The following is a 25,877-nucleotide window of genomic DNA, read 5'->3' as shown; positions in this document are numbered from 1 at the left end:
CCTCAGGTCAGGGGCAGGATCGTCATGCCCGCCGTGGCCGCGGTGGCCAGGACGGCGGGGATGTCGGGTTCGTTCGGGGTCGGCAGGCCGTTGAAATCCTCGGGCAGCGCCTGGCCGATGCCGGTGAAGAACTGCTGGTGCATCCGGCCCGGCGCGTTCAGGATCAGCATCCGCGCCGGCGCCTCGCCCACCGCCTTGAAGGCGTGGACGGCGCCGTCCGGGATCGGGACGAAATCGCCGGGCCTGGCCAGCCGCTCCTGCCCGTCGATCATGAAGCCCACCTGCCCCTCGAGGACGAAGAAGGCCTCGGTCTCGCCGGCATGATGGTTGGGCGGCGCGCCGGCGCCGACCGGAACCACGCATTCGACAAGGCAATAGCGGTCCTGCACCTCGTCCGGGAAGGCGTGGAAGGTCATGAAGATGTTCAGAACATTGTATTTCCGGGGCCTGCTGGTCATGGCAGCCGTCCTGTTGAGCCGCATCTGCCATGATGATTCTCTGATCCCGTAATAAGACAATAGTCTCATGAAGGATAAGCCATGCAGGCAGGCAAGGGCCGGACGGCACAAAAGCAGCGCACGCGGCGCGCGATCCTCGAAGGGGCGCGGGAACTGATGCGCCAGGGCAAGCCGGTGACGGTGGCGGCCGCCGCCGGGCTTCACGGCATATCCAGGGCGACGGCCTATCGCTATTTTTCCGACCCCGCGATGCTGGTGGCCGAGGCGGGGCTGGACATCGCGGTAAAGCCCTATGAGGAAATCGTGGCCGGCGCGGCCGACCTGCGCCAGAGGCTCAGGGCGATCAGCCTGTATATCTTCGACCTCTCGACCAGCCACGAGGCGCGGTTCCGGCAATTCGTCGCCATGACGCTGGCCGCATGGTCGCCCGAGGATGCGGCGCGGCCGCAGATGCGCGGCGCCCGCCGCGTGGCGCTGTATGAACGGGCCTTGCAGGAGGATGGCGGCGGGCTGGCGGCGGCGCGGCGGCAGGCGCTGGTCCGCGCGCTGTCGACGGCGACCGGCACCGAGGCGATGATCGCGCTTTACGACATCGTCGGCGCCGATCCCGCCGCCGCGCGCGCCACGGTGGCCGAGATCGCGGATGCGATCCTGGACCGCTATCTCGGGCCGGCCCGGACGGGGCGCGACGGGATGGGCCGCGACGATCCCCAGGGCGGCCGCGCTGAAGCCGGTTGCGACCGGGCCGAAAGCTGATAGCAATGATGCAGGCCGTGCCGCCGGGACCGGGGGCGAAGACGGCCGGGACGGCAGGAGGCGGAGAATGCCGGCGGCGGACAGGCCGTTGCGCAGCCGGGTGGCGGCGGCGAATGGCGCGGGATGCGATTTTCCCATCCAGAACCTGCCCTACGGCGTGTTTTCCACCCAGGGCAGCGCGCCGCGCTGCGGCGTGGCCATCGGCGACATGATCCTGGACCTGGCCGCATGCGAGGCGCGCGGGCTGCTGGATGCGGGCGGCACGTTCTCGCAACCGCGGCTGAACGCGTTCATGGCCTTGGGGCGGGGGCAATGGGACGCGGTGCGCGCCCGGCTGACCGCGCTGCTGGCCGAGGGGGCCGAGGGCGACCTGCCGCTGGTCGCCATGTCTGATGCGCAGATGCACCTGCCGATCCGGGTCTCCGAGTTCAGCGATTTCTACGCCTCGCGCCACCATGCCTTCAACGTCGGCGCGCTGTTCCGCGGACCCCAGAACGCCCTGCCGCCGCAATGGACGCATATGCCCATCGGCTATAACGGCCGGGCGTCCTCGGTCGTGGTCTCGGGCACGCCGATCCGGCGGCCGATGGGCCAGGTTCGGGGCGAGAACGGTCCCGAATGGACGCCCTGCCGCCGGCTGGACCTGGAGCTTGAGCTGGGCGCCATCGTCGGCGCGGACAGCGAGATGGGCCAGCGGATCGGCGTCGAGGATGCCGAGCGGATGATCTTCGGCTATGTGCTGCTCAACGACTGGTCGGCGCGCGACATCCAGGCCTGGGAATACCAGCCGCTGGGCCCGTTCCAGTCCAAGGCGCTTGGCACCACCATCGGCGCCTGGATCGTGCCGCAGGCGGCGCTGGAGCCGTTCCGCTGCGCCGGCGCGCCGCGGGAGAACCCGCTGCTGCCCTATCTGCAGGAAAAGCGGCCGGGGCTTTACGACCTGGAGATCGGCTGGACCATGAACGGGCAGGTCATGGCGCGGACGAATTACAACGTCATGTATTACTCCAGCGCGCAGCAACTGGCGCATCACGCCAGTTCCGGCTGCCCGATGCGGGTCGGCGACCTGCTGGGCTCGGGCACGATCTCGGGGCCGGGCCGCGACCAGGCCGGCGCGCTGCTGGAAATGACCGAGGGCGGCCAGGTGCCGGTGACGGTCAATGGCGCGCCGCGCCGCTTCATCGAGGATGGCGACGAGATCGGGCTTTTCGCCCATGCGCAGGGCGCGGGCTATCGCATCGGCTTCGGCCCCTGCACCGGCCGCATCCTGCCGGCCCGGCCATGAACGCGGTCCTGAACGCGGCCCCGGCGGCGGCGGATGCCGTGCCGCCGGCCATGCTGCGGCATCGGTGCGCGGCCGAAACCCGCCCGCCCCGTTGATCGGCGCCGCGCGGTCGGGCAACATCGGCCAGGCGCGGGCTTACCGATCAGGCGCCCATCCGGCCGCCGGCAGGGAGAAGACATGGAGAAGAGGACCGAGTTCCACATCTGGTATTGGATCCTGGCTTTCCTGGCCGTGATCCTGCTCCAGGATCTGCTGTCGGGCGCGCGCGACGTCGCGCCGATCAGCTACAGCCAGTTCGAGGATTACCTGGAGCAGGGCCGCATCTCCTCGGTGGCGGTGGGCGGTGACCGCATCACCGGCAATTTCAACAGCCCGGTCGATGGCCGCAACCAGTTCGTCACCACCCTGGTCGATCCGGCCGTCCTGGAGCGCATCGACCAGGCCGGGGTCGAGATCAGCGGCGTGCCGCAGAACACCTGGCTCGGCGCGCTGCTGTCCTGGGTGGTGCCGGTGGTGCTGTTCCTGGCGCTGTGGATGTTCGTGTTTCGCAAGTTCGCCGAGCGCCAGGGCCTGGGCGGCTTCATGCAGGTCGGCAAGAGCCGGGCCAAGGTCTATATGGAGAAAGAGACCGGCGTGACCTTTGCCGATGTCGCCGGCGTGGACGAGGCCAAGGCCGAGCTGGAGGAGATCATCGCCTTCCTGCGCGACCCCGAGGGCTATGGCCGCCTGGGCGCGCGGGTGCCTAAGGGGGTGCTGCTGGTCGGCCCGCCCGGCACCGGCAAGACGCTTCTGGCGCGGGCCGTGGCGGGCGAGGCGGGCGTGACCTTCCTGTCGATCTCGGGCTCGGAATTCGTCGAGCTGTTCGTGGGCGTGGGCGCCGCGCGGGTGCGCGACCTGTTCGAGCAGGCCCGCAAGAGCGCCCCTGCGATCATCTTCATCGACGAACTCGACGCGCTTGGCCGCGCCCGCAACTCGGGCCAGTTCACCGGCGGCAACGACGAGCGCGAGCAGACGCTGAACCAGCTGCTGTCCGAGCTGGACGGCTTCGACCCCTCGTCCGGTGTCGTGCTGCTGGCCGCGACCAACCGGCCCGAGATCCTCGACCCCGCGCTGCTGCGCGCCGGCCGCTTCGACCGGCAGGTGCTGGTGGACAAGCCCGACCGCAAGGGCCGCATCGACATCCTCAAGGTGCATATGAAAAAGGTGCGGCTGGCCCCGGATGTCGAGGTCGGGCAGGTGGCGGCGCTGACGCCGGGCTTTTCCGGCGCCGACCTGGCCAACCTGGTGAACGAGGCGGCGCTGCTGGCCACCCGGCGCAGCGCCGATTCCGTGGCCATGGCCGATTTCAACCATGCGGTCGAGCGCATCGTCGCCGGGCTGGAAAAGCGCAACCGCCTGCTGAACCCGCGCGAGCGCGAGATCGTCGCCTGCCACGAGATGGGCCATGCGCTGGTCGCCATGGCGCTGCCCGGCGTCGACGTGGTCCACAAGGTCTCGATCATCCCGCGCGGCATCGGCGCGCTCGGCTATACCATCCAGCGCCCGACCGAGGACCGCTTCCTGATGACCCGCGCCGAGCTGGAGGACAAGATCGCCGTCCTCCTGGGCGGGCGGGCGGCGGAAAGCGTGGTCTTCGGCCATCTCTCGACCGGCGCGGCCGACGATCTGGTCAAGGCGACCGACATCGCCCGCGCCATGGTCACGCGCTACGGCATGGACGACGAGCTGGGCCATGTCAGCTATGACAGCGACCGCCCCGGCTTTCTGGGCACGAACGAGCAGGGCTCGTGGCTGAGCCGGCGCTATTCCGAGGCCACGGCGCAGCGGATCGACGCGGCGGTGAAGCAGATCACCGACAGGATCTTTGCCCGCACCGTGGCGCTGCTCGAGGCCAATCGCGACCTTCTGGACCAATCCGCCCGCGAATTGCTGGAGCGCGAGACGCTGGAGGATGCCGAGCTGCGCGCCTTTGGGGCAAGGGTGCGGCCGGCGGCCGCGGCCACCTGAGCCCCGCCGGGTCGGTCAGGCCAGCAGGGCCGCCATCCCGCGCACCCGCGCCAGGGCCGCGGCATTCAGCGTCCGGGCGGCCTCGTCGGTCTCGGCCTCGGTGTAAAGCCGCAGCTCCGGGGCGTTGCCGGACGGGCGCAGGTGGATGATCGCGCCGTCCGCGAAGGTCATGCGCAGCCCGTCGGTCTGGTCGATCCGCCGCAGCCCGCCGGCCAGCGGGCCGAATTGCGCCTCGATCCGGGCGCGGCTGTCCGCCTCGCTGCCCGCGGTCAGCCAGGCCAGGATCGCCTGGGAATCCTGGGTCGGGAAATCCTGCAGCCGGTCGCTGAAGGTCACGCGCCGCGGCAGGCCGGCGCAAAGCTCGGCCAGCGGCCGCGCCCTGGCCGCCGCCAGCACCGCGACCACCGGCAGCACCGCGTCGCGCGTCGGCAGCGCCGCCAGCCGGCGCCCGTCCCGCGCGATCTCGCTGCCCAGCAGGAAGCCGCCGTTCGCCTCGTAGCCGCAGACGGGGCCCAGGGTCTCGCACGCCGCCTCGTCCATCGCGGCGATGACATGGGGCGAGCCGATGCGGGTGCGGATGGTGCGGGCGAATGCGCCGCTCAGCTCCAGCGCGGTATTGCTGCTGACCGGGGTGACGACGCATTCGGCGCCCAGTTCGCGGGCGCAGATCAGGCCCAGCAGGTCGCCGCGCAGCCATTCGCCGCGATGATCGGCCAGAAGCGGGCGGTCGGAATCGCCGTCGGTCGAGACGATGGCGTCCAGCCGGTGCCGCGCCGCCCAGTCCCGCGCCAGGGCGACGTCCTCGGGCCGCAGCGCCTCGGTATCCACGGGGATGAAACGATCCGAGCGGCCCAGCGGCAGAACCTCGGCCCCCAGCGCGCGCAGGATGCGGGCGATAAGGTCGCGGCCGACGGCGGAATGCTGGTAAAGCCCCAGCCTCAGCCCGGAAAGCGCATCGCTGCCGAAGAAATCCACATAGCGGGCCAGATAGCCCTCTTCGATGTCCACGGGCTCGGGCAGGGGCGCCGCCTCGGCCAGCATGCCGTCGGCGCCGAAGCGCCCGGCGTCCGGCGCCAGCACCTGCCGGGCGATGCCGGCCTCGTCGGGCTTCAGGATCTCGCCGGCGGGGCGGTGGAACTTGATGCCGTTGCGGTCGTCGGGAATATGGCTGCCCGTGACCATCAGCGAGGGGATGGCCCGGCCAAAGGCGTAATGCGCCAGCGCCGGCGTCGGCACATGGCCGCAAAACAGCGGCCGCCCGCCCGCGTCGCGGATCGCCTGGGCGCAGGCCCGCAGGATGCGCGGGGTCGAGGGGCGCAGGTCGCCCGCCAGCGCCACCTCGGTTCCGGGGGCGAACGCGCCGATCTCGCGCAGGTATTGCAGGAAGCCCAGGACGCAGCCATGGGCCACGCGGTCGGTCAGCGCGCTGGCCAATCCGCGCGCGCCGCTGGTGCCGAAGGCGACGCCGCTTTGCGCCATCAAGGCGCGGACGGTGAAGGGGCCTGTCTCGGTCATGCTCGAAGCTCGCTCTTTGGAAAGCCGATCATGCAGGCGAGCCGGGCGGTTCGTCCAGAGCCGCCGTGCCGGGTCTTGCGCCTTCACCGTTCTCCAAATACTCCAGATCCGGCGCCGGGATGCGCCATGGCTGGCCAAGGGGCCAATGCGCCGCCGCTTGCGGCGCTGGCAAGCCGCTGAAAGCGGTGGCAGAATGCGGCGATGCACCCGGACCAGATCCTCAGCCGCCTTGCCGTGTCGCTGGCCATCGGCCTGCTGGTCGGGCTCGAACGCGGCTGGCGCACCCGCGACGAGCGCGAGCATCAGCGCGCCGCCGGCCTGCGGACCTTTGCGCTGGCCGGGCTGACCGGCGGCGCCACCGGCGTGCTGGCGCTGGATTTCGGCGGCTTGGTGATCGGCATCGTGTTCTGCGGCTTCGCGCTGGTCTTTGCCGCCTTCCAATGGCTGGAATCGCGGCTGGACCGGAATGTCAGCGCCACCTCGGCGGTGGCGGGGATGCTGGTCTTCCTGCTGGGCGCGCTGGCCGTCACCGGGCCGCTGGTCCCCGCGGTCGCCGCCGCCGTGGCGATGACGCTGCTCCTGGCGGCGCGCGAGCATCTGCACCGCTGGGTCGCGGCGCTGAGCTGGGCCGAGATCCGCGCGATCCTGACGCTGGCGGCGATGTCCTTCCTGCTGCTGCCGGTCATCCCCGACCGCAGCGTCGATCCCTGGGGCGCGGTCAACCTGCGCGAGATCTGGCTGCTGGCGATCCTGATCGCGGGGATTTCCTTTGCCGGCTATTTGGCTGTCCGGGCCTTCGGCGACCGGCTGGGGATCGTGGTGATGGCGGCGGCCGGGGGGCTTGCCTCATCCACCGCGACGACGCTGGCCTTTGCCCGGCTGGGCAAGGCCCAGCCCGGCGCCGGCCGGCTGCTGGCCGCCGGCATCCTCATCTCCGGCGTCGTGATGCTGGTTCGCGTCGGCGTGGTGACGGTCGGGCTGAACCGGGCGCTGCTGGCGCATCTGGCCCCGCCGCTGGCGGCGGGGGCGGCGGCGATGGCCCTGGCGGCGGCGCTTTTGCTGTGGCGGCGGCCGGCGCAGGCCGGGCCGGCGCTGCCGATCAGCAACCCGCTGGCGGTGGGCACGGCGCTGAAGATCGCCGCCTTCATCGCCCTCGTGCTGCTGGCGGCCGAGATCCTGCGCCGGCACTATGGCGATGTCGGCGTGCTGATCATCGCCGCGATCTCGGGCATCGGCGACGTGGATGCGGTGTCGATCTCGATGGCGCGGCTGGGCGGCGGCGACCTGGCCACCCCCGTCGCCGCGCAGGCGATCCTGGTCGCGGTGGCGGTGAATACCCTGTCCAAGGCGGCGATGGCGGGGCTGGTCGGCGGCCGGCGCATCGGCCTGATCGTCGCGGGCGCCAGCCTGCTGGCCCTGGCCGCCGGTTTCGCCGCCTTCCGGGCGCAGCCGGTGCTGGCCGGCCTGTGACGCCGCCCCCGCCCCCACCCCCGCCCCATCGCCGCGTTCCGCCGTCACGAAAGCTTTGCACGCTGCCGCTAGACCCGCCGCGCAGAAAGGGAAAAAGGCATGGCTGCGATCGAGATGGAGGCGGTGGTCCGGGCCTTCGGCGCGACGCGCGCCGTGGACGGGGTTTCGCTGGCGGTGCTGCCGGGGGCGTTCCTGGCGCTGCTGGGGCCCTCCGGCTGCGGCAAGACCACGCTTTTGCGGCTGATCGCCGGGCTCGAGCGGCCGGACGCGGGCCGCATCGCCCTGGGCGGGCGGCTGGTGGCCGGACCGGGGCGGTTCGTTGCGCCCGAGGCGCGCGGGCTGGGCATGGTGTTCCAGTCCTATGCGCTTTGGCCGCACATGACCGTCGCCGGCAACATCCGCTTCGGCCTGCGTATCCAAGGCCTGTCCCGCGCCGAGGAACGGGCGCGCATCGGCGAGGCGCTGGAGATGGTCGGCCTGTCCGGCATGGCCGACCGGCGCCCGCACCAGCTGTCGGGCGGCCAGCGGCAGCGGGTGGCGCTGGCGCGCAGCCTGGCGGTGCGGCCGGGCCTGATCCTGCTGGACGAGCCGCTGGCCAATCTCGACGCGCATCTGCGCGAGACGATGCTGGCCGAGTTCCGCCGCATCCATGCCGCCCTGCGCACCACCTTCGTCTTCGTCACCCATGACCAGGACGAGGCGATGGCCGTGGCCGGGCTGGTGGGCGTGATGAATGCTGGCCGGCTGGAGCAGCTGGCGAGCCCGGCCGATCTTTATCGCCGCCCGGCGACGCCGATGGTGGCGCGCTTCGTCGGGCGCGGCCGGACGGTGCCGGTGCAGGTGCTCGGCCGGTCCGGGGGGCTGTGCCGCATCGCCGTGCAGGGCCGGGTGGTGGCGGTGCCGGGCGATGCGCCGCCGGGGCCGGGCTGGCTGTGCCTGCGGCCGCGCGACCTTGCCGCGACGGCGGGCGGGGGCCTGCGCGCGCGGGTGCTGGACCACCGTTTCCAGGGCGGCGGCCATCTGGTCACCGCGGCGCTGGAGCATGTCGAGGACGGCGGGACCGTCGATTTCACCCTGCCGCGGCCGCCGCATCCCGGCGAGACGGTCGAATTGTCGCTGACCGGCGGCTGGATCCTGCCGCGCGAGGCATTGCGGGCCGAGACGCCGCTCCAGCACCGCCTGCTGGCCGGGGCGGGGGCCGACGCATGAGGCTGAGGGCGCTTTCCGGGCTGGGGGTCAAGGGGCCGGCCTGTTTCCTGCTGGAGATCGCCGGGCGGCGGCTGATGCTGGACCTGGGCCGCGGCCCCGATGGCGATGCCCTGCCGGACCTGTCCGGGGTGGGCCGGGTGGATGCGATCCTGTTCTCGCACGGCCATGCCGACCATACCGGCGGGCTGCATCTGGCGGCAGGGCTGGGCGATCCGCCCCTGTTCGCGCCCGAGCCCGCCATCGCCCTGTCGCGCGATCCGGCGATGCAGGCGGCGCGGCGGCTTGAGGCCTTTGCGGATCTCGGCCTGCCCTTCGACTGCGGTCCCGCCGGCCATGCGCCGGGGGCCTGCTGGATGCGCATCGGCGGGGCCGAGGGGCTGGTCTATACCGGCGATCTTTCGGCCGAGGGCGGGCTTTATCGCTGCACCATGCCGCCCCAGGCGCGGGCGATGGTCTTCGACGCCTCCTATGGCGCGGCGGATCAGCCGCTGGCCGAACAGGCGACGGGGCTGCTGGAACTGGCGGACAGGCCGCTGCTGCTGCCCGCCCCGGCCGGCGGGCGCGGGCTGGAGATGGCGCTGGCCTTCCTGGCCGCCGGGCACCGGGTCTCGATCTGCGCCGCGCACCGGGCCGTGGCCGAGGCCATGCTGGCCCGGCCGCGCTGGCTGGTGCCGGGCGGGGCCGAGGCGCTGGCGCGGCTGCTGGCCGAGGCGGCCGATCTGGTGCCCGACGGCCCCCTCCGCGGCACCATGATCGTGGCCGGACCCAATGCCGAGCGCGACAGCGCGGCCATGCTGGCGCGGCGCATGATCGGCGAGCGCATCGGCCGCGTCGTCTTTACCGGTCACCTGGCGCAGGGCACCCCGGCGCAGGGCTGGGTGGCCGAGGGGCGGGCGCTGTTTCGCCGCTGGAACGTGCATCCGACGCTTGCCGGCACCCGCGCCCTGTTCGAGGCCGTGCGCCCGGCGCAGGCGATGCCCGCCTTCTGCGCGGCTGATGCGGCCGGGCGGCTGGCCGCGGCGCTGGACCGCCCGCTGGTCGCGACCGCCGAGGTCGCCTGGTGATCCCGCTTCTGTCGCAGCCCTTCCTGTTCCTGCGCCACGGCCGGACCGCGGCCAATGCCGCGAACCGGATCGGCGGCGCGACCGACGACCCGCTGGACCCGACCGGGCTTGGGCAGGCCGAGGCGGCGGCGCGGCTGCTGGCGGGCCGCCCGCTGGCCGCGATCTGGCATTCGCCGCTGGCCCGTGCCGCGCAGACCGCGGCGGCGGTCGCCCGCGTCACCGGCGCGCCCTTGGTGCCGCTGCCGGGCCTGGCCGAGCGCAACTGGGGCGCGTGGGAGGGGCGGGACCGCGCGATCCTGATCCGCGACGCCACCCCGCCCGGCGGCGAGGGGCCGCAGGCGTTCCGCGCCCGCATCCGCTGCGCGCTGGCCCGCATCGTCCCGCCCCTGCCGGTGCTGATCGTCGCCCATTCCGGCACGGCGCGCGAAATCCACGCGGCCCTGACCGACGCCCCCTTCCGACGGCTCGGCAATGCCGAGGCGGTGGAATGGCGGCAGGACCGCGATTGTCGCTGGATCTGCACGAAACTGTCATCTGCGCTTTGACTTTCGCCGCTAGCACCCTTGCGAAACGGCAAAACCGACGAGGACAAGATGAAACCCCTTCGCCTTCTTCCCCTGCTGGCCGGCGCCCTGCTGGCGCAAGCGGCCGTCGCGCAGGATGCGCAGACGATCACCGTCTACACCTCGCAGCCGCAGGACCAGATGGCCGCCGTGGTCGAGGCGTTCAACAAGGACCACCCCCAGATCAAGGTCGAGGTGTTCCGCTCGGGCACGACCGAGCTGATGGCCAAGCTCGCGGCCGAGTTCGCCGCCGGCCAGACCCCGGCCGACGTGATGCTGATCGCCGATGCGGTGGCGATGACGCAGCTCAAGAACGACGGCCGCCTGCTGGCCTATGCCGAGGCGCCGGTCGCCGGCATCCCCGAGGCGCTGGTCGACCCCGACAAGACCTTCTTCGGCACCAAGATGATCACCACCGGCATCATCTACAACACCGCCATGGTGGCCGAGCCGCCGCAATCCTGGGCCGACCTGGCCCGGCCCGAGGTGGCGAACAGCCTGATCATGCCCAGCCCGCTCTATTCCGGCGCGGCGGTGATCCATGTCGGCACCATGGCCCAGCAGCCGGAATTCGGCTGGGACTATTACGAGACGCTGGCCAAGAACGGTGCGGTCGCGGGCCAGGGCAACGGCACCGTGGTCGAGGCGGTGGCGCGGGGCGAAAAGGCCTATGGCATCATCATCGAATACATGGCGCTGAACGCCAAGGCCAAGGGCTCGCCCGTCGATTTCGTCTTCCCGGCCGAGGGCGTGTCCATCGTGACCCAGCCCGTCGCCATCCTGAAGGACAGCGACGCGGTCGAGGCGGCCAAGGTCTTTGTCGACTGGCAGCTCTCCAGGGCCGCGCAGGAACAGTCGGTCGCCCAGGGCTATTTCCCGATCCTGGAAGGCGTGGCCCAGCCCGAGGGCTATCCCGACCCGGCCGGGCTGAAGATCCTGCCCGCCGACGCGGCCCGGATGCTGGCCGAGGACAAGGCCAACAAGGAAGCCTTCGCCGAGATCTATGGCGGCTGATCCGGTCCTGTCGCGGAACCTGCGGGGCGGCGAGCACCTGCTCGCCGTCCTTGTCCTCATCTGGGTGGGGGGCCTGTCGGTCTGGCCCCTGGCCCGGCTTTTCGTCGAGGCCTTCGCTGCGGGCGAGGACGGCCGCGCCTTCGGCCTGATGGCCGAGGTTCTGTCGGCGCGTGCGACGCGGCGGGCGCTGGTCAACACGCTCATGGCCTCGGCCGGGTCGGTGGCGGTGTCGCTGGTCCTTGGCGCGGCGCTGGCGCTGGCGACCGGGCTTTTCGCGCTGCGCGGGCGGGTGGCGATGAGCTTCCTGATCCTCACGCCCCTGCTGATCCCGTCGCAGACCCTGGCGCTGGCCTGGATCGAGATGTCGGGCAACAGCTCGCCCATCCTGCGCCCGCTTGGCCTTGCGCCGCCGCCGGGGACGACCAATCCGCTTTATTCCGGCTGGGGCATCGCCTTCCTGATGGGGATCGAGCATATGCCGCTGGTCTTCATCGCCATGCGCGCGGCGCTGACCGGCCTGCCGGCCGACCTGGTCGAGGCGGCGCGGGTCGCGGGCGCCGGCCGGGCGCGGATCGTCGCCTGCATCCTGCTGCCGCTGGCGCTGCCCGCGGCGCTGGCCGGGGCGATCCTGGCCTTTGCCGCGGCGGTGGGGAATTTCGGCGTGCCCGCGCTGCTGGGCATTCCGGGACGCTTCCCGATGCTGACGACGCTGATCTACCAGCGGCTGAACGGCTTTGGCCCCTCGGTCGCGGGGCAGGTGGCGGTGCTGGCGATGATCCTGGTCGCGCTGGCGCTGGCCGCGCTGGCGCTGCGCGCGCTGGTGCTGGCGCGGCTGGCGGTGCCGACGGGAAGCGGCGCGGCGATGCAGCCCCTCGACCCAGGCCGCGCCCGGCCCTGGATCGAGGCGGCGGTCTGGGCGGTCCTTGCGGTGATCGCGGTCCTGCCGATGCTGGCCCTGCTGGCGACGGCGCTGTCGCCCGCCCTGGGGGTCGAACTGCGGCCGTCCACCCTGACCCTGCGCAATTTCGCCGATGCCTTCGCCAATCCGACCATCGTGCGGGCCTTTGCCAATTCGCTTCAGCTGTCGGTGGCGGCGGCGGTGCTTTGCGCGCTGGTGGCGCTGCCCTTTGCCTTCCTGCGGGTCATGGCGGGAAACCCGCTGGTCCGCGCGCTGGACTGGCTGGCCGACGGGCCTTGGGTGGTGCCGGGCACGGTGGTCGCGCTGGCGATGATCCTGACCTTCCTGCGCCCGCTGCCCCTGATCGGGTCGCTTTACGGCACCGGGGCGATCCTGCTCGTGGCCTATCTGGCGCGGTTCCTGCCCCTGATCCTGCGCCCGGTCCTGGCAGCGGCGGCGGCGATCGAGCCGGCGCAGGACGAGGCGGCGCGGCTGTTCGGTGCCGGCCCGGTCCGGCGGATGGCGGCGATCCTGGCCCCCGCCGTCCTGCCCGCGCTTTCGGCCGGGGCGATGCTGGCGGTGATGACGGCGCTGAACGAGCTGACGCTTTCGGCGCTGCTCTGGTCCAGCGGCAACGAGACCATCGGCGTCATGGTCTTTGCCCTGCAATACGAAGGCAACTCGACCGCCGCGGCCGCGGTCTCGGCGGTGTCGGTGGCGCTGGTTCTGGGGATGGCGCTGGCGCTGGACCGGCTGGCGCCGCACCTGCCGCGCGGCACGCTGCCCTGGCGCGGCTGACGATCCATCCGGGGAAAAACCTTGAGCGGCAGCGGCTTATGCTGTTTGCTCGGGAAAGGGTCGACAGGTTGGGGTGCCGGATATGGTCATGATCGACGAGTTTACCGATACCGCCGTGATGGTCGAGGCGGCAATATCGGGCCTGGTCCTGCCGACGAATGCGGTTCCGCATGGCGCGCTCGCCTCGGTCCAGCAGCTCGACATGATGGCGACCAGCGCGCAAAGGGCATTGGTCTTCGAAGCCCTCATGCGCCTGCTTTGGGCGCTTGGCGAGACGGGCGAAAAACCGACAATCGCGTCCTTCGTCCGCTTTCGGCTGCTGAGTTTCGATGATCTCCTGTCCACGCAGCGGGACTATATGAGAAGGCTCGGATTTTCGTATCAGGAAGGCAACTTCACGCGGCATATCCGCGTCCTGAACGCGGATGTCCATGTCGGCTTCGCGCTTTTGGAGAGCGAGGAAGGCAGTCTTTACAAGAAGATCAAGGCAAGCGTCACCTTTACCTCATCGGAACTGAGGCAGGCCCTGCTGAACGTGGTCGCGATCCTGGCGGCGGAGGCAATATTGTCTTCGCCGTCCGTTTCCGGCGCGGAGACCCTGATATTCAATCCGGGCGGCGCGAAATATGTCTGCACGATAGACAGTTTCATCACCGACGATTATGCCGGCGTCCTTGAAGATGCGGTCAGGACGCTGTCCACCACCGAATTCGCCTCGGAACAGCATGAGCGCGAGGTCTGGATGGCCCGGCAGATGTGCCTGGCGGCGGCAGGCCATCCGCCCGGAAGGATCGACGGGATAAGGGGCGAAAACACCCGGCTTGCCGAGGAAGCCTATTCAAGGGAACATGACGACATAAGGATCATGTGGTCATCGCCGGTCTTTGCCCGGCATGTGCTGCAACATGCATTCAAATCCCCGGATTACGCCCGGCAGATGGAATAGGCCCCGCCGGCCGGGGGCGTTTCCGCCCCGCAGGCCCGCATCCGCGCGCCGCCCGGCGGATCAGGCCGGCGCGTTCTCGCGCCTGAGCGCCGGCAGGCCGACGCCGGTGGCATCGAAGCCGCCGTCCACCGCCAGCGTCTGCCCCGAGACGAAGCTGGCCTTGTCCGAACACAGGAACACGATGGCCTCGGCGATCTCGCGCGCCTCGCCATAGCGGTTCAGCGGGATGGCGTCGTAATAGGCCGAGATGATCTCGGGCGCATGCACCGCCGCCGCCAGCTTGGTCTTGACCGGGCCGGGGGCGACGCAATTGACGCGGATGCCCAGCTCGCCCAGCTCCGCGGCGAATTGCTTGGTCAGGTGGATCACCGCCGCCTTGGAGGTGCCATAGGCCACCCGCAGGGTCGAGGCGCGCAGCCCGGAAATCGAGGCGATGTTGACGATGGCGCCGCCGGTCCGGGCCAGTTCCGGCGCCGCGGCCTGGGTGCAGAGGAACACCCCGTCCAGGTTCGTCGCCATCACCTCGCGCCATTCCTCGAAGCTGGTGCGGCCCGCGCGGGAAAACAGCGCCACGCCCGCGTTGTTGACCAGCGCATCGACGCGGCCGAAGCCGGCCACGGTCTCGGCCATCATGCGCGCGACCTGGTCGGGGTCCGAGACGTCGGCATCGACCGCCAGCACGTTCTCCATGCCGTCCGCGACCCGGTGCAGTTCCTCGGTGTCGCGGTCGACCATGGCGACGCGCCAGCCCTGCTCCAGGAAGATCTCGGTGGCGGCCAGGCCGATGCCGCGGCAGCCCCCGGTGACGATGGCGGTTTTCATGGCGTTTCCCCTGTCGGTTCGATGATGAGTTCCAGCGTCACGCCGACGGAGTTCGCGCCCCGTTCCAGCGTGCCGCGCGCGATATGGCCGTGGATGTCCACGACCTCGATCGGGACATGCGCCGCGCCCTGGACCAGCCGCGCGCCGTCCAGGCGCAGTTCGGTGGCCAGGCAGTCCATGCGATGCCCCTCGGCGAAGCGGATATGGTCGATGCTGCCCACGCCGTGCAGCCGCGCCGTGGCGATGCCGTGCCGGGCGGCGAGGCTCTCGATGGCCGCGACCACGTCCTCGCCGGGCAGGATACGGGCGAAAAGGCCGGGGCCGTCGCCGCCGCCCTGCGGGGTGAACAGCGTGAAGGCGGTTTCCGGGTCGGGCAGGGCCTCGAACCAGGTTTCGGCCGCGCCGAGGCCCGAGACCGCAGCGTCCTCGGCGATGACGCAATCCAGGGGCAGCAGGTGGCCCATGGCGGTATCGCCTCCGCCCGACCAGATGCCATGGCAATGCAGGAAGGGGGCGCCGTCCTTGCGGCCCACGCTGGCGGTGGCGCTGTCGATGGTCCAGCGGCCCGCGGGCGCATGGGTCGCGGAATACCAGGCCGCGTGCAGCCCGTCGGTCGACAGCGCCGGCAGCACATAGCGCATCGGTTCGCAGCGGACCCCCGCCAGCGACAGGACGCCGCCCTTGCAGCCGTGAGCGGCGAACAGATCGCCCACCGCCTGCATGACCGTCTGGCCCGCGCGCAGCCTGCCGTGGATGGGTCGCAGCGCGGCGCGCCGGGCCTGCACGCGCTCGGCCGCGCGGGGGCCGGGATGGACCATGTTCATGCCGGGGCCTGCTCCAGCAAGCCGCGCGCCTCCAGCTCCTCGCGGATCATCTTCTTGGTGATCTTGCCATAGGCCGATTTCGGCAGCGCCTCCCAGAACAGGAAGCGCTTGGGCAGCTTGTAGCGCGACAGTTTCGGGGCCAGGAATGCCGCCATCTCCTCTTCGGCCACGGGGGTTTGGGCGACGCAGATCGCCCAGCCGACCTCGCCCCAAAGCGGGTCGGGCACGCCCAGCACCGCGACCTCGGTGATGGCGGGATGGGTCAGGATCTTTTCCTCGATCTCGCGCGGATAGACGTTCGAGCCGCCCGAGATGAACATGTCCGACTCGCGCCCGGTGATATACAGGAACCCTGCCTCGTCCATGTGGCCCAGGTCGCCGGTGCGGAACCAGCCGTCGCGGAACGCCTTCGCATTGGCCTGCGGGTTGCGGTAATAGCCGGCGAAGACGGCGGGGCCGATGACGCAGATCTCGCCGGTCTGGCCGGGCGGCAATTCGCGGCCCTGGTCGTCCTGGACCTGGATCTCGATGCCCGTCCGGGCATGGCCGCAGGTGCCGATGCGGGTGGCGGGGCCGTCCTCGGCCTCGTGCAGATGCGCGGGCAGGACGGTGATGTTGCCGGTGCATTCGCCCAGGCCGAAATATTGCACCAGCACCTTGCCCAGGACGCGCAGCGCCCTTTGCTGGTCCACGCGATACATCGGTGCGCCGGCATAGATCACGTAGCGCAGCGACGAAGTGTCGGCCGCCACCGTCGCCGGATGCTCGACCAGCAGTTTCAGGATCGTGGGCACGGTGAACATGGTGGACACCCGCCATTCCCGCACCAGATCCCAGACCTGCGCCGCGTCGAAACGCTCGGTCGGCAGCAGCACGGTCTTGACCCCCCGCGCCACCTGCGTCAGCTGATGCACGCCCGCGCCATGCGACAGCGGCGCCACGACCAGCGAGGCGTCCTCGCCCGTCAGGCCCGGCATCAGGTCGGCCAGGTGGTTGGTCACCACGAAGGCCATCTGGCCATGGGTCAGAACGCTGGCCTTGGGCCGGCCCGTGGTGCCCGAGGTAAAGAAGAACCAGCAGGGATCGTCGCGATCCACCACGGCGACCTGCGGGCGGCTTCCCCAATGCTCGGCGGTGATCGCCTGCACCGAGGGGCCGAAACCGGCCTCGCCGAAGACCAGCGTGGTCACGCCGCAGGCCGCCGCGTGATCGGGGAATGCGGCGTTGCAGAACATCAGCGTCGCGCCCGAGGATTCGGTCAGCCAGGCCACCTCCTCGGGCGTCTGGCGGAAATTCGCGGGCACCCAGACGCCGCCGGCGCGCCAGGTGGCGAACATGGCCTGCATCATCTCCATGCAGTTCTGCGACTGGCACATGACCCGGTCGCCCTTTTGCAGCCCGAAGCGGGTTTGCAACGCATGGGCCAGAGCGTCGGTGCGGGCCTCGAACTCGGCCCAGGTCCAGCGCGCCTCACCCATGACCAGCGCGATGCCGTCGGGGTCGCGCCGCGCGGCCTGGGTCAGGAAGGTGGCAAGGTTCATCACCCTGGTCGAAACCGGGCGCTGGCCGCCGGCCGGGTCGATGGCGGGTTCCGTCATTTCACGCGCTCCAGGATCGAGCAATAGCTGGCGACCGCCGCGCCGCCCATGTTGAAGACCCCGCCCAAGCTGGCGCCCGGCACCTGCATGGCGCCGGCATCGCCGGCCAGCTGCATCGCGACCATGACATGCTGCGAGACGCCGGTGGCGCCGATGGGATGGCCGCGCGACTTCAGCCCGCCCGAGGGGTTCACCGGCAGCGCGCCGTCGAACCGGGTCACGCCGTCGCGGATGACGCGCCAGCCCTGGCCACGTGGGGCCAGGCCCATGGCCTCGTATTCGATCATCTCGGCGGTGGTGAAGCAGTCATGCGTCTCGACCAGCGCCAGGTCCATGATGCCGAGCCCGGCCTGATCGAGCGCCGCCGCCCAGGCCCGGTGCGGGCCGTCGAAGGCGATGGGATCGCGCCGCGACAGCGCCAGCAGGTCGCCGGCCTGGGCGCGGGCGCGAAAACGGATGGCGCGCTGCAGTTCGGTCGCCACCTCGGGCGCGGCCAGCACCAGCGCCGCCGCCCCGTCCGAGACCAGCGAGCAATCGGTGCGCCGCAGCGGCCCGGCGACGCGCGGGTTCTTGTCCGAGATGGTGTTGCAGAAGGCCAGGTCGAAGGGCTTTTGCATATGCGCATAGGGGTTGCGCATGCCGTTTTCATGGTTCTTGGCGGCGATCATCGCCAGTTCCTCGGAACGGTCGCCGTGGCGCTGGAAATAGCTCTCGGTGATGCGGCCGAAGACGCCGGCGAAGCCGCCGGGGATCTCGCCCTCCTCGGGGACGTAGCTGGCGGACAGCAGGATGTCGCCGACCTGGTCGCCGGGGGTCGCGCTCATCTTCTCGGCGCCGATCACCAGGGCGACCTTGCCGCGGCCCGAGGCGATGAAATCCGCCGCCGCATACAGCGCGGCCGAGCCGGTGGCGCAGGCGTTTTCCGTGCGCATGAACGGCACGCCCGCCAGTTCCGGCGTGCCCATGGCGACCAGCGCGCCCTGGAAATCCTGGCGCGAGAAGCCGTTGTTGTAGACGCCGACGAAGATGCCGTCGACGGCATCGGGCGGCAGGCCGGCATGGTCCAGCGCGGGCCGCGCCACCTCGGCCATCAGGGCCAGCGTGTCGGGCGCCTCGGACTTGCCGAATTTCGTATGTGCCCAGCCGACGATCAGCGGATCTGTCATGCGATGTTCCTTTTCGGTTGCGTGTCCAGCGCGGCAAGGCGGGCTTCGACCAGCCGCGCCTCGCGGTGCAGCAGGGCGGCCAGCTCGGCCTGCCGGGCCTCGCCCATGCGGTTCTCGATGGCGGCGATGGACAGCGCGCCGGCCGGCCGCCCGTCCGGCCACAGGATCGCCACGCCCAGGCCCCACGACCCCGGCACCACCCGGCCGGGGTTCAGCGCATGGCCGGTCGCGCGCGCCTGTGCCAGATCCTCGGCCAGCGCCGGGGCAAGGCCGGGGGCCAGCGCCTCGGCCAAGGGCGCCACGCGGCGCAGCAGCGCGTCGCCCTCGGGCGCGGGCAGGGCGGCCAGGATCGCCAGCGCGCCCGCGCCGACGCCGGCCGGCTTGCGGTCGCCGCGCATCAGGGCGTGGGTGCGGATCGGGAAATCGCCCTCGATCCGCTCAAGGCACAGGGTATGGTCGCCCTGCGGCACGGTCAGCAGCAGGGTGTCGCCGGTCTGGCGCGCCAGCCGCAGCATCGAGTCGCGGGCGTGATGCAGGATGCCGTGGCGCTCGGCGGCGAACGTGCCCAGCAGATAGGCCTCGGGGCCCAGGTGATAGCGCCGGCTGCGGCGGTCCTGCTCGACCATGCGCGCTGCGGCCAGGGCCAGCAGCAGCCGCCGCACCGTGGGCCTTGTCAGCCCCGAGGCGGCGGCCAATTGCCCCAGCGCCAGCCCCGCGTCGCCGCCCCTTCCGACCAGCGACAGCAGCGACAGCGCGCGCGCCACCGCCTGCGCGCCGCCGGTCGCTTCAGGGGCGGGCGCGTCCATCATCAGGCCAGCTTCCGGCCGACGGCGGCTTCCAGGATCTCCCATGCCTCGTCGCCATAGGTCTTTTTCCACTCGGCATAGAAGCCCGCTTCGCGCAGCTTGTCCTCGAAGGGCTGCGGGTCCACGTCGTTGAAGACGAAGCCCTGGCTTTCCAGGTCGCCGCGCAGGGTGGCGTTCAGCGCCATGACATCCTCGCGCTGGCGTTCCGCGCCGGCGTTGAAATGCTTGGCGACGACCTGCTGCGCGTCCTCGGGCAGGGCGCCCCAGGCGCGGCGGTTGCCCAGCAGCCAGAACCCGTCCCACATGTGGTTGGTCATGGACAGGTATTTCTGCACCTCCCACAGCTTCGCGACCTTCATGATCGCCAGCGGGTTTTCCTGCCCGTCGACGATGCCGGTCTGCAGCGCGGTATAGACCTCGGCAAAGTTGATCGAGGCAGGCGCTGCGCCGAAGGCCGAGAACAGCGAGGTCCAGAGCGGGCTGACCGGCACGCGGATCTTGAAGCCCTGGAAATCCTCGGGCGTCTGGATGGGCTTGGTCGAGGTGGTGGTCTGCCGGAAGCCGTTGTCCCAGATCTTGTCCATCACCACCAGGCCGGCATTCTCGATCTGGCCGCGGGCATAGGCGCCCAGCTCGCCGTCCATCGCCTTCCACACGGTGTCGTAGTCGGGGAAGGCGAAGCCTACGCCGTTGATCGAGGCGTTCGGCACCAGCGTCGACAGGATCACCGGCGAAAGCTGGAAGAACTCGACCCCGCCCGAGCGCAGCTGGCCCAGCACGTCGGTATCGGCGCCCAGCTGGTTCGAGGGGAAGATCTGGATGTCCACCGCGCCCGAGGTTTCCTCGAGGATCGCCTTGACCGCCTCGGCCAGCCGCACGTTGCTGGGATGCTCCAAGGGCTGGTTGTTGGCGATCTTGTAGCTGAACTCGGCGGCACGGGCGGCGCCCGGCCGGATGAAGGGCGCGGCAAGCGCGCCTGCGGCGGCACCCATCAGGATGCTGCGGCGGGTGATGGTCATGGTTTCCTCCTCCCCGAGGGTTGTTGACGTCAAAGCAAGGCGGTCGAGAACGCCGGCACGGCGGCGATGGCCAGCAGGCCGACCAGCAGCGCCGCCAGATAGGGCCAGATCCGGCGCATGACCTGGTCGGCGGGCACGTTGGCGATCTTGCAGGCGATGTAGAAGCCGATGCCGATGGGCGGCGCCATCAGCCCGATGTTCATCGCGGTGACGATGACCATGGCGTAATGGATGTCGTGGATGCCCAGGCCGCGGGCGATGGGGAACATGATCGGTGCCAAGAGCACGATGGCCGGCAGCCCCTCGAGCACGCAGCCGAGGATCAGGAAGATCAGGATCGAGGCCAGCATGAACACCATCCAGCCGCCCGGCAGGCCGGTGACGACGGCCATCAGGTCGCGGGCAAAGCCGGATTGCGTCAGCGCCCAGGCCATGGCCGAGGCCGCGCCCAGGATCAGCAGGATCGCGCCCGACATGGCCGCGGTCTCGACCAGCATGGTGCCCAGCCTGCGGACCGGGATGCCGCCATACAGCACGACGCCGATGACGAAGGCATAGACCACGGCGATGGTCGAGACCTCGGTCGCCGTCGCCACGCCGCCGCCGACCAGGCTGCGGATCATGAAGGGCAGCACCAGCGCCGGCGCGGCGATCAGCGCGGTCTTGCCGATCAGCGGCAGGGTGGCGGCGCGCACGCCCGACATGTCCTCGGCCCGCGCCTTCCAGCGCGCCAGCACCGCCAGCACGACCAGCAGCACCATGGCGATCACGAAGCCCGAGGTGAAGAGCCCGGCGATCGACACCCCGGCGACCGAGCCCAGGACGATCAGCACGATCGAGGGCGGCACGGTATCGGCCATGGCCGCGCCCGTCGCGAGCAGCGCCGTCATCTCGGGCGCGGAATGGCCCCGCCTGCGCATCTCGGGGAACAGCGCCGGGGCCACCGTCGCCATGTCCGAGACCTTGGAGCCGGAAATCCCCGAGACGAGGAACATCGAGCCCAGCAGCACATAGCTCATCCCCGCCTTGACGTGGCCGAGGAGCGAGGCGAGGAAATTGACGATGGCCTTGCCCATGCCGGTGGCGTCGAGGATGCAGCCCAGCAGCACGAAGACCGGCACCGACAGCAGGATCAGCGAGGACATCCCTTCGTCGATGCGGCCCATCATCACGAAGATCGGCGCATGGCTGGCGAAGGTCAGATAGGCCAGCGTTCCCAGCGCAAAGCAGAAGGCGATGGGCACGCCGATGCAAAGCAGCACCGCGACCAGCAGGCCCAGCCAGATCGGCAGGTTCCAGTTGCCGATGGACAGAAGCGCCGGCCGCGCGAACCACATCAGCGCCACCGCCGCCGCCGTGACGGCCAGGGTCGCGGCGATGATGCGCCATTCGCGCGACCGCAGGACCGAAATCACCGCCAGCACCGCCATCAGCCCGATCCCCGCCGGCAGGGCCGAGGCGCGCCAGGACATCGGCAGCCCCAGCGCCGGCGACCTGACGAAGCTTTCCTCATAGGCATATTCCACCGCGACCGGCAAAAGCCGCAGCAGCAGGACGCAGACCAGCACCTGCCCCGCCACCTCGGCCACCCGCGCCAGCCGCTCGGGCAGCAGCGGCAGGAACACGGTCAGGCGCATATGCTCGTGCCGGTCCACCGCCAGCGCCGCGCCCAGCATCGCCATCCAGATGAAGCTGATGGATGCGACCTCGTCGCCCCAGATCAGCGGCTTGGCCAGCACATAGCGGAAGAACACGTTCGCCAGCACGGTGACGATCATCACCACCAGAAGGCCGGCGGCCAGGATCTCGACCGGGCGCATCCAGCGTTCGGCGCGCTTGGGCTCGGCCAAGGCCTCGATGCCGCCCAGGGCCAGCTCGCCCTCTGGCTGGGTGTCGGTCAGTTGCATCGCATCCCTCCCATGGCGGCGGGCCTCCCCTCCCTGCTGGCGATCCATGATATGGACATGACAGCTGCCGCGTTTTCGGGAATTTCTGGGCGATTCTCGGCAAAGTGCAAGTAAAAATTGCTGGGAGCCGGGCTTTCAGTCCTCTCTGGCCATATTCTGCAGATATGTCATTCCATGTAATGGAATATCTTCTCCCGGCGGCAAACGACAACGGCCGCGCCAAGCCGGCGCGGCCGTTTCTGTCAGCGGGCTTGCACCCCGCGTCCATCGAATGGTGGTCTTGCCGTCGATGCGCTGGAAGGCACCGATCAGGCCATTTGCCCGGATCGGAGGCCCGCCCCTTACTCGGCCGCCAGCGCCGGGCTGTCGGCCAGGTCCAGCGCCTGCATCACCGCATCGACGCGCTGCCGGAAAGCCTCGGCGCTGTTTGCCGTGGCCGCGACATAGAAATCCGGCCGGATCAGCACGTATTTCGCGTCGATCTCATCGAGCCAGCGCTTGTAGGTGCCTTCGGTGTCGATCACCGTGCAGCCGCCGCCGGGGGCGCAGACCTGCACGCCGAACCCCTCCAGCAGGTCGAGCTGCGCCCGCTGTCCGGGCGTCAGCGCCGCCAGCGGATCGGCCTCGTAGCCGATCACCACCCAGCCCCGGCCCACCGCCTGGTCGAAGCGGTCGCGCCGGCCCTTGTGCTCGACCACGCCCTGCACCGACAGCTCGCCGGCATGGGCGCTGGCCGGGCACCAGGCGCCGGGGCCGAGATGGCAGATGTCGGTCGGCACCGGCCGCTGGCCGCGGGCCTGAAGCTCGGCGATCATGCGGGCGTCGCGCGCGGCGGCCTCGGCCTCGTCGGCGATGCAGATGATGCTGCCCAGCTCCTGGCTGAAGTCGATGTAATGGCAAGCGTGGTCCTTGCGCTCGCTGGTATAGCTGTCCAGCAGGCCGAGGCCCGCCTTGCCTTCGAGGATCAGGTTCAGCCGCCAGGCCATGGCCACCGCGTCGCGGACGCCGGCGCACATGCCCTCGCCGGCAAAGGGCGGCATCAGGTGTGCCGCGTCGCCGCCGATCAGGCAGCGGCCCTTGTGCCATTGCTTCGCCCAGCGGGCCTGGAAGCGATAGACGGCGGCGCGCTCCAGCTCGGCATTCTCGGGGGTCAGGCCCCAGGGTTGCAGCAGTTCCCACGCCCTTTCCGGGCTCTGCATCTCGGCCGCCGATTCGCCGGGCAGGACCATGAACTCCCAGCGGCGGCGGTCGGGCTGGCCGGGCTGCGGCGCGGGCCCGCCGGGGACGATGGTGGTCGGGCGCCTGGGGTCGCAAAGCTGCCATTGCGCCGGCTCATCCGGGCGCGAGGCGCGGTAGTCGAATTTCGGAAGCATGTCGAGGATCAGCCAGTCGAAGAAATAGCCCCTGTCCTCGTTCTCGATGCCAAGCGCATGGCGCACGAAGCTGTTGGCGCCGTCGGTGCCGGCGACGAATTTCGCCCGGATCGTCCGGCGCTCGCCGTCCGGGCCGACCTCTTCGGGGTTCTGTTGCAGCGCCAGGGTGACGCCCTCGGCATCCTGGTCCAGCGCGACGGCGTTCCAGCCGCGCATCATGGTGATTTCCGGCATGCCGCCCGCCAGCTTCAGCAGGCGCTTTTCCAGCAGCGGCTGGTTGAACCAGTAGCGCACGCGCCAGCCGCTGGCCGACTGGCTCTGCCAGTCCACCACCTGCAGGTTCTCGCCCTTGGCGTTGCGCCAGTAATAAAGCTCGTCGTGATGGTTGATCGAGGGGTCGCTCTCGGCGTCGATGCCCAGCGTGGCCAGGATGCGCGCGATCTCGTGGTCGAAGGTCACGGCGCGCGGCAGGTCGTAATGCGTGCTCCAGCGCTCGATCAGCGTCACGCGCTTGCCGCGCTGGCCCAGCAGGATCGCCAGCAGCGTGCCGACCGGGCCGGCGCCGACGATGGCGACATCGGTGTCGCTGGCTTGGGTTGATGGGGTCATCCTTGCTCCTCCCTGAAACGATTGCCGGGGTTCCGGCCCGATCGCCCGCGCTCCCTTGCGGGCGGATCGGTCGGCGGTGAATTTGTTCTAAAAATGAATGATCGTCAACTTTGATTATAATTCATACTGGCCGGGAACTTGCAACCCATTGGCTGGACGCCAAAAACTCCCGCACTACCCGCGGCTTCTTGTCGCGCCGGCGGCGCAAGCCCGCCCCTCGGCTTGAGATCCGATTCGTTTCCGAATATGGTTCAGGTCCGAATACGGAGCAGGACATGGCCGAGGCAGGGATCCAGGGCGAAGGCCGCGTGGCGCGGCGCCAGCGGCGCAACCGGGCGGCGCTGATCAAGGCCGCGCGCGAGATCATGACCGAAAAGGGCGCCGAAGCCGCCACCATGCTGGAGATCGCCGAGCGCGCCGATGTCGGTGCCGGAACGATCTACAACTATTTCCGGTCCAAGGACGAACTGGCCATCGCCGTGCTCGAAGGGCTGATGCACGACCTGGGGGTCAGCATCCAGGCCGTCACCGACAGGTTCGAGGATCCGGCGCAGGTCTATGCCTTCGGCATCCGCACCGTGCTGGACACCGCGACCGGCGATCCGCGCTGGCGGCAGATGCTGCACCGTTCCGAGGTGATCGCGGATGCGCTGTTCCGCATGATGGGCCCCTTTGCCATCCGCGACCTGCGCCAGGCCTCGGCGGCCGGCCGGTTCGAGGCCGAGGTGGCCGAACTGACCTGGCGGCTGACCTGCCACGCGCTGATCGGCGCCAGCCTGGCGATCACCGAAGGCCAGCTTTCGCCCGCGGAAAGCGAGCGGATCGTGGCCCGCCTGCTCTGCATGGCCGGCCTGGACCTGGCCAGCGCCACCGAGCTGGCCGGCCGGCCGCGCCCGCCGCTGCCCGGCCGCTAGCGCAACACCCGGCGCAGCCCCTCCTGCACCCGGAGCAGCGCCGGCAGGTAGAGCGTGACCAGTTCCTCGGCCGAGGATTGCACCGCTGCCACCCCGGTATTCAGCGCCGCCACCACCCGGCCATGCGCATTCCAAAGCGGCACGGCAAGCGAGCGCAGGCCCAGCTCGACCTCCTGGTCGATCACCGCATGGCCGTCGGCGCGGGCCTGCCGGATGCGCGCCATGATCTCGTCCGGCGCGGTCAGGCTGTGCCGGGTGCGCGGGGTCAGGTCCGAGCGCTCGACGATGGCGCGCGCCTCGGGCTCGGGCAGGGCGGCCAGCAGCACCCGGCCCATCGAGGTGCAATGCGCCGGCAGCCGCGAGCCCGGCATCAGCCCGATGGACATCACCCGCCGCTGCGCCGCCCGCGCCAGATAGACGATCTCGGTCCCGTCCAGGATCGAGACCGAGGTCGATTGCCCGATCTGCTCGGACAGCTGGTCCAGCCAGGGCTGCACCAGCTGCGCCAGCGGCATCGCCGCCAAGGCCCCCATGCCCAGCCGCAGGATGCGCGGCGTCAGGGTGAAGAACTTGCCGTCGTAATCGGCATAGCCCAGCTCGTGCAGGGTCAGCAGGCAGCGCCGCGCCGTCGCCCGGTCCAGCCCCGTCGCCTCGGCCACCTCGGCGATGGAAAGGCGCGGGCGTTCGGCCCGGAACGCCTCGATCACGCCAAGCCCCTTGGCAAGCGAGGCGATGAAATCGGTCTTGTTCACCATGCGCACAGGTTTTTACGCAGTTTGAACAAATGTCAACATCCGCACGAAACCTCTGGCCTCGCGGCCCCCATGCGCGCATGACATCCCCGGAACCCGCAGGA

General features: G+C 70.5%; 22 protein-coding genes. 11 read left to right on the top strand and 11 right to left on the bottom strand.

The window, feature by feature from the left end; genetic code table 11:
• Window positions 1-2: 2 nt before the first annotated feature.
• Window positions 3-458 carry a cupin domain-containing protein gene (locus KF941_RS24495; protein WP_240540614.1) on the bottom strand — a complete coding sequence of 152 codons (456 nt, stop codon included), beginning with the start codon at window positions 456-458 and terminating at the stop codon, window positions 3-5.
• Between the two features lie 81 nt (window positions 459-539).
• Here KF941_RS24495 and KF941_RS24490 point away from each other — a divergent pair, with 81 nt between their 5' ends.
• The 3 genes from KF941_RS24490 (at window position 540) to ftsH (ending at window position 4,506) form a co-directional block, all read left to right on the top strand.
• Window positions 540-1,214, top strand: coding sequence for a TetR/AcrR family transcriptional regulator (locus KF941_RS24490; RefSeq protein ID WP_214274848.1), 675 nt, complete (start codon window positions 540-542; stop codon window positions 1,212-1,214).
• A gap of 67 nt (window positions 1,215-1,281) precedes the next feature.
• The gene (gene fahA, locus KF941_RS24485) at window positions 1,282-2,499 is read left to right on the top strand and encodes a fumarylacetoacetase (protein WP_214274847.1); all 1,218 of its coding nucleotides are present in this window, start codon (window positions 1,282-1,284) and stop codon (window positions 2,497-2,499) included.
• Window positions 2,500-2,676: 177 nt separating this feature from the next.
• Complete coding sequence (ftsH, locus tag KF941_RS24480; protein ID WP_214274846.1) at window positions 2,677-4,506, top strand: ATP-dependent zinc metalloprotease FtsH; 1,830 nt, start codon at window positions 2,677-2,679, stop codon at window positions 4,504-4,506.
• Window positions 4,507-4,521: 15 nt separating this feature from the next.
• Here the strand turns inward: ftsH and KF941_RS24475 are convergent, their stop codons facing one another.
• The gene (locus tag KF941_RS24475) at window positions 4,522-6,021 is read right to left on the bottom strand and encodes a phosphomannomutase (protein WP_214274845.1); all 1,500 of its coding nucleotides are present in this window, start codon (window positions 6,019-6,021) and stop codon (window positions 4,522-4,524) included.
• A 201-nt stretch (window positions 6,022-6,222) separates the two neighbouring features.
• Here KF941_RS24475 and KF941_RS24470 point away from each other — a divergent pair, with 201 nt between their 5' ends.
• The 7 genes from KF941_RS24470 to KF941_RS24440 all read left to right on the top strand — a co-directional run bounded on the left by KF941_RS24470 (window position 6,223) and on the right by KF941_RS24440 (window position 13,983).
• A complete protein-coding gene (locus tag KF941_RS24470) occupies window positions 6,223-7,491 on the top strand; it encodes a DUF4010 domain-containing protein (protein WP_072461206.1) in 1,269 nt (422 codons plus the stop codon).
• A 99-nt stretch (window positions 7,492-7,590) separates the two neighbouring features.
• Window positions 7,591-8,700, top strand: a complete 1,110-nt coding sequence (locus KF941_RS24465; protein ID WP_214274844.1) for an ABC transporter ATP-binding protein — start codon at window positions 7,591-7,593, stop codon at window positions 8,698-8,700.
• A complete protein-coding gene (locus tag KF941_RS24460) occupies window positions 8,697-9,764 on the top strand; it encodes an MBL fold metallo-hydrolase (protein ID WP_214274843.1) in 1,068 nt (355 codons plus the stop codon). Before KF941_RS24465 ends, KF941_RS24460 begins: the two co-directional genes overlap by 4 nt.
• Window positions 9,761-10,309 carry a histidine phosphatase family protein gene (locus tag KF941_RS24455; protein WP_214274842.1) on the top strand — a complete coding sequence of 183 codons (549 nt, stop codon included), beginning with the start codon at window positions 9,761-9,763 and terminating at the stop codon, window positions 10,307-10,309. Before KF941_RS24460 ends, KF941_RS24455 begins: the two co-directional genes overlap by 4 nt.
• Before the next feature lie 48 nt (window positions 10,310-10,357).
• A complete protein-coding gene (locus tag KF941_RS24450) occupies window positions 10,358-11,341 on the top strand; it encodes an ABC transporter substrate-binding protein (RefSeq protein ID WP_072461333.1) in 984 nt (327 codons plus the stop codon).
• Entirely contained in the window at window positions 11,331-13,037 is a 1,707-nt protein-coding gene (locus KF941_RS24445; protein WP_214274841.1) for an ABC transporter permease subunit, read from the top strand. The genes KF941_RS24450 and KF941_RS24445 overlap by 11 nt, the downstream gene beginning before the upstream one ends.
• Window positions 13,038-13,125: 88 nt before the next feature.
• Window positions 13,126-13,983: a hypothetical protein gene (locus KF941_RS24440; protein ID WP_214274840.1), complete on the top strand. Its 858-nt coding sequence runs from the start codon at window positions 13,126-13,128 to the stop codon at window positions 13,981-13,983.
• Between the two features lie 60 nt (window positions 13,984-14,043).
• Here KF941_RS24440 and KF941_RS24435 read toward each other — a convergent pair whose 3' ends face one another.
• The 8 genes from KF941_RS24435 to KF941_RS24400 form a co-directional block, all read right to left on the bottom strand.
• Window positions 14,044-14,805, bottom strand: coding sequence for an SDR family oxidoreductase (locus KF941_RS24435; RefSeq protein WP_072461212.1), 762 nt, complete (start codon window positions 14,803-14,805; stop codon window positions 14,044-14,046).
• The gene (locus KF941_RS24430; RefSeq protein WP_214274839.1) at window positions 14,802-15,629 is read right to left on the bottom strand and encodes a DUF296 domain-containing protein; all 828 of its coding nucleotides are present in this window, start codon (window positions 15,627-15,629) and stop codon (window positions 14,802-14,804) included. Before KF941_RS24430 ends, KF941_RS24435 begins: the two co-directional genes overlap by 4 nt.
• Window positions 15,626-17,227 (bottom strand): acyl-CoA synthetase, encoded by a 1,602-nt coding sequence (locus KF941_RS24425; protein WP_214274838.1) that lies wholly within the window; start codon window positions 17,225-17,227, stop codon window positions 15,626-15,628. The genes KF941_RS24430 and KF941_RS24425 overlap by 4 nt, the downstream gene beginning before the upstream one ends.
• The gene (locus tag KF941_RS24420) at window positions 17,224-18,393 is read right to left on the bottom strand and encodes an acetyl-CoA acetyltransferase (protein WP_214274837.1); all 1,170 of its coding nucleotides are present in this window, start codon (window positions 18,391-18,393) and stop codon (window positions 17,224-17,226) included. Before KF941_RS24420 ends, KF941_RS24425 begins: the two co-directional genes overlap by 4 nt.
• The gene (locus tag KF941_RS24415) at window positions 18,390-19,202 is read right to left on the bottom strand and encodes an IclR family transcriptional regulator (protein ID WP_214274836.1); all 813 of its coding nucleotides are present in this window, start codon (window positions 19,200-19,202) and stop codon (window positions 18,390-18,392) included. Before KF941_RS24415 ends, KF941_RS24420 begins: the two co-directional genes overlap by 4 nt.
• Window positions 19,202-20,218, bottom strand: coding sequence for a TRAP transporter substrate-binding protein (locus KF941_RS24410; protein WP_036754479.1), 1,017 nt, complete (start codon window positions 20,216-20,218; stop codon window positions 19,202-19,204). Before KF941_RS24410 ends, KF941_RS24415 begins: the two co-directional genes overlap by 1 nt.
• 29 nt (window positions 20,219-20,247) lie before the next feature.
• Window positions 20,248-22,125, bottom strand: a complete 1,878-nt coding sequence (locus KF941_RS24405) for a TRAP transporter large permease subunit (protein ID WP_036754476.1) — start codon at window positions 22,123-22,125, stop codon at window positions 20,248-20,250.
• 341 nt (window positions 22,126-22,466) lie between these two features.
• Window positions 22,467-24,107: a bifunctional 3-(3-hydroxy-phenyl)propionate/3-hydroxycinnamic acid hydroxylase gene (locus KF941_RS24400; RefSeq protein WP_214274835.1), complete on the bottom strand. Its 1,641-nt coding sequence runs from the start codon at window positions 24,105-24,107 to the stop codon at window positions 22,467-22,469.
• Window positions 24,108-24,382: 275 nt separating this feature from the next.
• Between KF941_RS24400 and KF941_RS24395 the strand changes: the two genes are divergently transcribed.
• The gene (locus KF941_RS24395; RefSeq protein ID WP_214274834.1) at window positions 24,383-25,021 is read left to right on the top strand and encodes a TetR/AcrR family transcriptional regulator; all 639 of its coding nucleotides are present in this window, start codon (window positions 24,383-24,385) and stop codon (window positions 25,019-25,021) included.
• On the opposite strand, the gene KF941_RS24390 is transcribed toward KF941_RS24395, so the two are convergent.
• Complete coding sequence (locus KF941_RS24390) at window positions 25,018-25,776, bottom strand: IclR family transcriptional regulator C-terminal domain-containing protein (protein ID WP_036754469.1); 759 nt, start codon at window positions 25,774-25,776, stop codon at window positions 25,018-25,020. The genes KF941_RS24395 and KF941_RS24390 overlap by 4 nt on opposite strands.
• Window positions 25,777-25,877 lie beyond the last annotated feature (101 nt).

Source organism: Paracoccus sp. pheM1 (genome assembly GCF_018499825.1).
Classification (GTDB): Bacteria; Pseudomonadota; Alphaproteobacteria; order Rhodobacterales; family Rhodobacteraceae; genus Paracoccus; species Paracoccus versutus.
Note: the sequence above shows the minus strand (reverse complement) of the source record. Positions and strands in the feature narration are given on the sequence as shown.

Excerpts from the sequence above, each read along its gene's own strand:
- KF941_RS24495 (WP_240540614.1), bottom strand. The coding sequence starts at position 458 with ATGACCAGCAGGCCCCGGAAATACAATGTTCTGAACATCTTCATGACC.
- KF941_RS24490 (WP_214274848.1), top strand. The coding sequence starts at position 540 with ATGCAGGCAGGCAAGGGCCGGACGGCACAAAAGCAGCGCACGCGGCGC.
- fahA (WP_214274847.1), top strand. The coding sequence starts at position 1,282 with ATGCCGGCGGCGGACAGGCCGTTGCGCAGCCGGGTGGCGGCGGCGAAT.
- ftsH (WP_214274846.1), top strand. The coding sequence starts at position 2,677 with ATGGAGAAGAGGACCGAGTTCCACATCTGGTATTGGATCCTGGCTTTC.
- KF941_RS24475 (WP_214274845.1), bottom strand. The coding sequence starts at position 6,021 with ATGACCGAGACAGGCCCCTTCACCGTCCGCGCCTTGATGGCGCAAAGC.
- KF941_RS24470 (WP_072461206.1), top strand. The coding sequence starts at position 6,223 with ATGCACCCGGACCAGATCCTCAGCCGCCTTGCCGTGTCGCTGGCCATC.
- KF941_RS24465 (WP_214274844.1), top strand. The coding sequence starts at position 7,591 with ATGGCTGCGATCGAGATGGAGGCGGTGGTCCGGGCCTTCGGCGCGACG.
- KF941_RS24460 (WP_214274843.1), top strand. The coding sequence starts at position 8,697 with ATGAGGCTGAGGGCGCTTTCCGGGCTGGGGGTCAAGGGGCCGGCCTGT.
- KF941_RS24450 (WP_072461333.1), top strand. The coding sequence starts at position 10,358 with ATGAAACCCCTTCGCCTTCTTCCCCTGCTGGCCGGCGCCCTGCTGGCG.
- KF941_RS24445 (WP_214274841.1), top strand. The coding sequence starts at position 11,331 with ATGGCGGCTGATCCGGTCCTGTCGCGGAACCTGCGGGGCGGCGAGCAC.
- KF941_RS24440 (WP_214274840.1), top strand. The coding sequence starts at position 13,126 with ATGATCGACGAGTTTACCGATACCGCCGTGATGGTCGAGGCGGCAATA.
- KF941_RS24435 (WP_072461212.1), bottom strand. The coding sequence starts at position 14,805 with ATGAAAACCGCCATCGTCACCGGGGGCTGCCGCGGCATCGGCCTGGCC.
- KF941_RS24430 (WP_214274839.1), bottom strand. The coding sequence starts at position 15,629 with ATGAACATGGTCCATCCCGGCCCCCGCGCGGCCGAGCGCGTGCAGGCC.
- KF941_RS24425 (WP_214274838.1), bottom strand. The coding sequence starts at position 17,227 with ATGACGGAACCCGCCATCGACCCGGCCGGCGGCCAGCGCCCGGTTTCG.
- KF941_RS24420 (WP_214274837.1), bottom strand. The coding sequence starts at position 18,393 with ATGACAGATCCGCTGATCGTCGGCTGGGCACATACGAAATTCGGCAAG.
- KF941_RS24415 (WP_214274836.1), bottom strand. The coding sequence starts at position 19,202 with ATGATGGACGCGCCCGCCCCTGAAGCGACCGGCGGCGCGCAGGCGGTG.
- KF941_RS24410 (WP_036754479.1), bottom strand. The coding sequence starts at position 20,218 with ATGACCATCACCCGCCGCAGCATCCTGATGGGTGCCGCCGCAGGCGCG.
- KF941_RS24405 (WP_036754476.1), bottom strand. The coding sequence starts at position 22,125 with ATGCAACTGACCGACACCCAGCCAGAGGGCGAGCTGGCCCTGGGCGGC.
- KF941_RS24400 (WP_214274835.1), bottom strand. The coding sequence starts at position 24,107 with ATGACCCCATCAACCCAAGCCAGCGACACCGATGTCGCCATCGTCGGC.
- KF941_RS24395 (WP_214274834.1), top strand. The coding sequence starts at position 24,383 with ATGGCCGAGGCAGGGATCCAGGGCGAAGGCCGCGTGGCGCGGCGCCAG.
- KF941_RS24390 (WP_036754469.1), bottom strand. The coding sequence starts at position 25,776 with ATGGTGAACAAGACCGATTTCATCGCCTCGCTTGCCAAGGGGCTTGGC.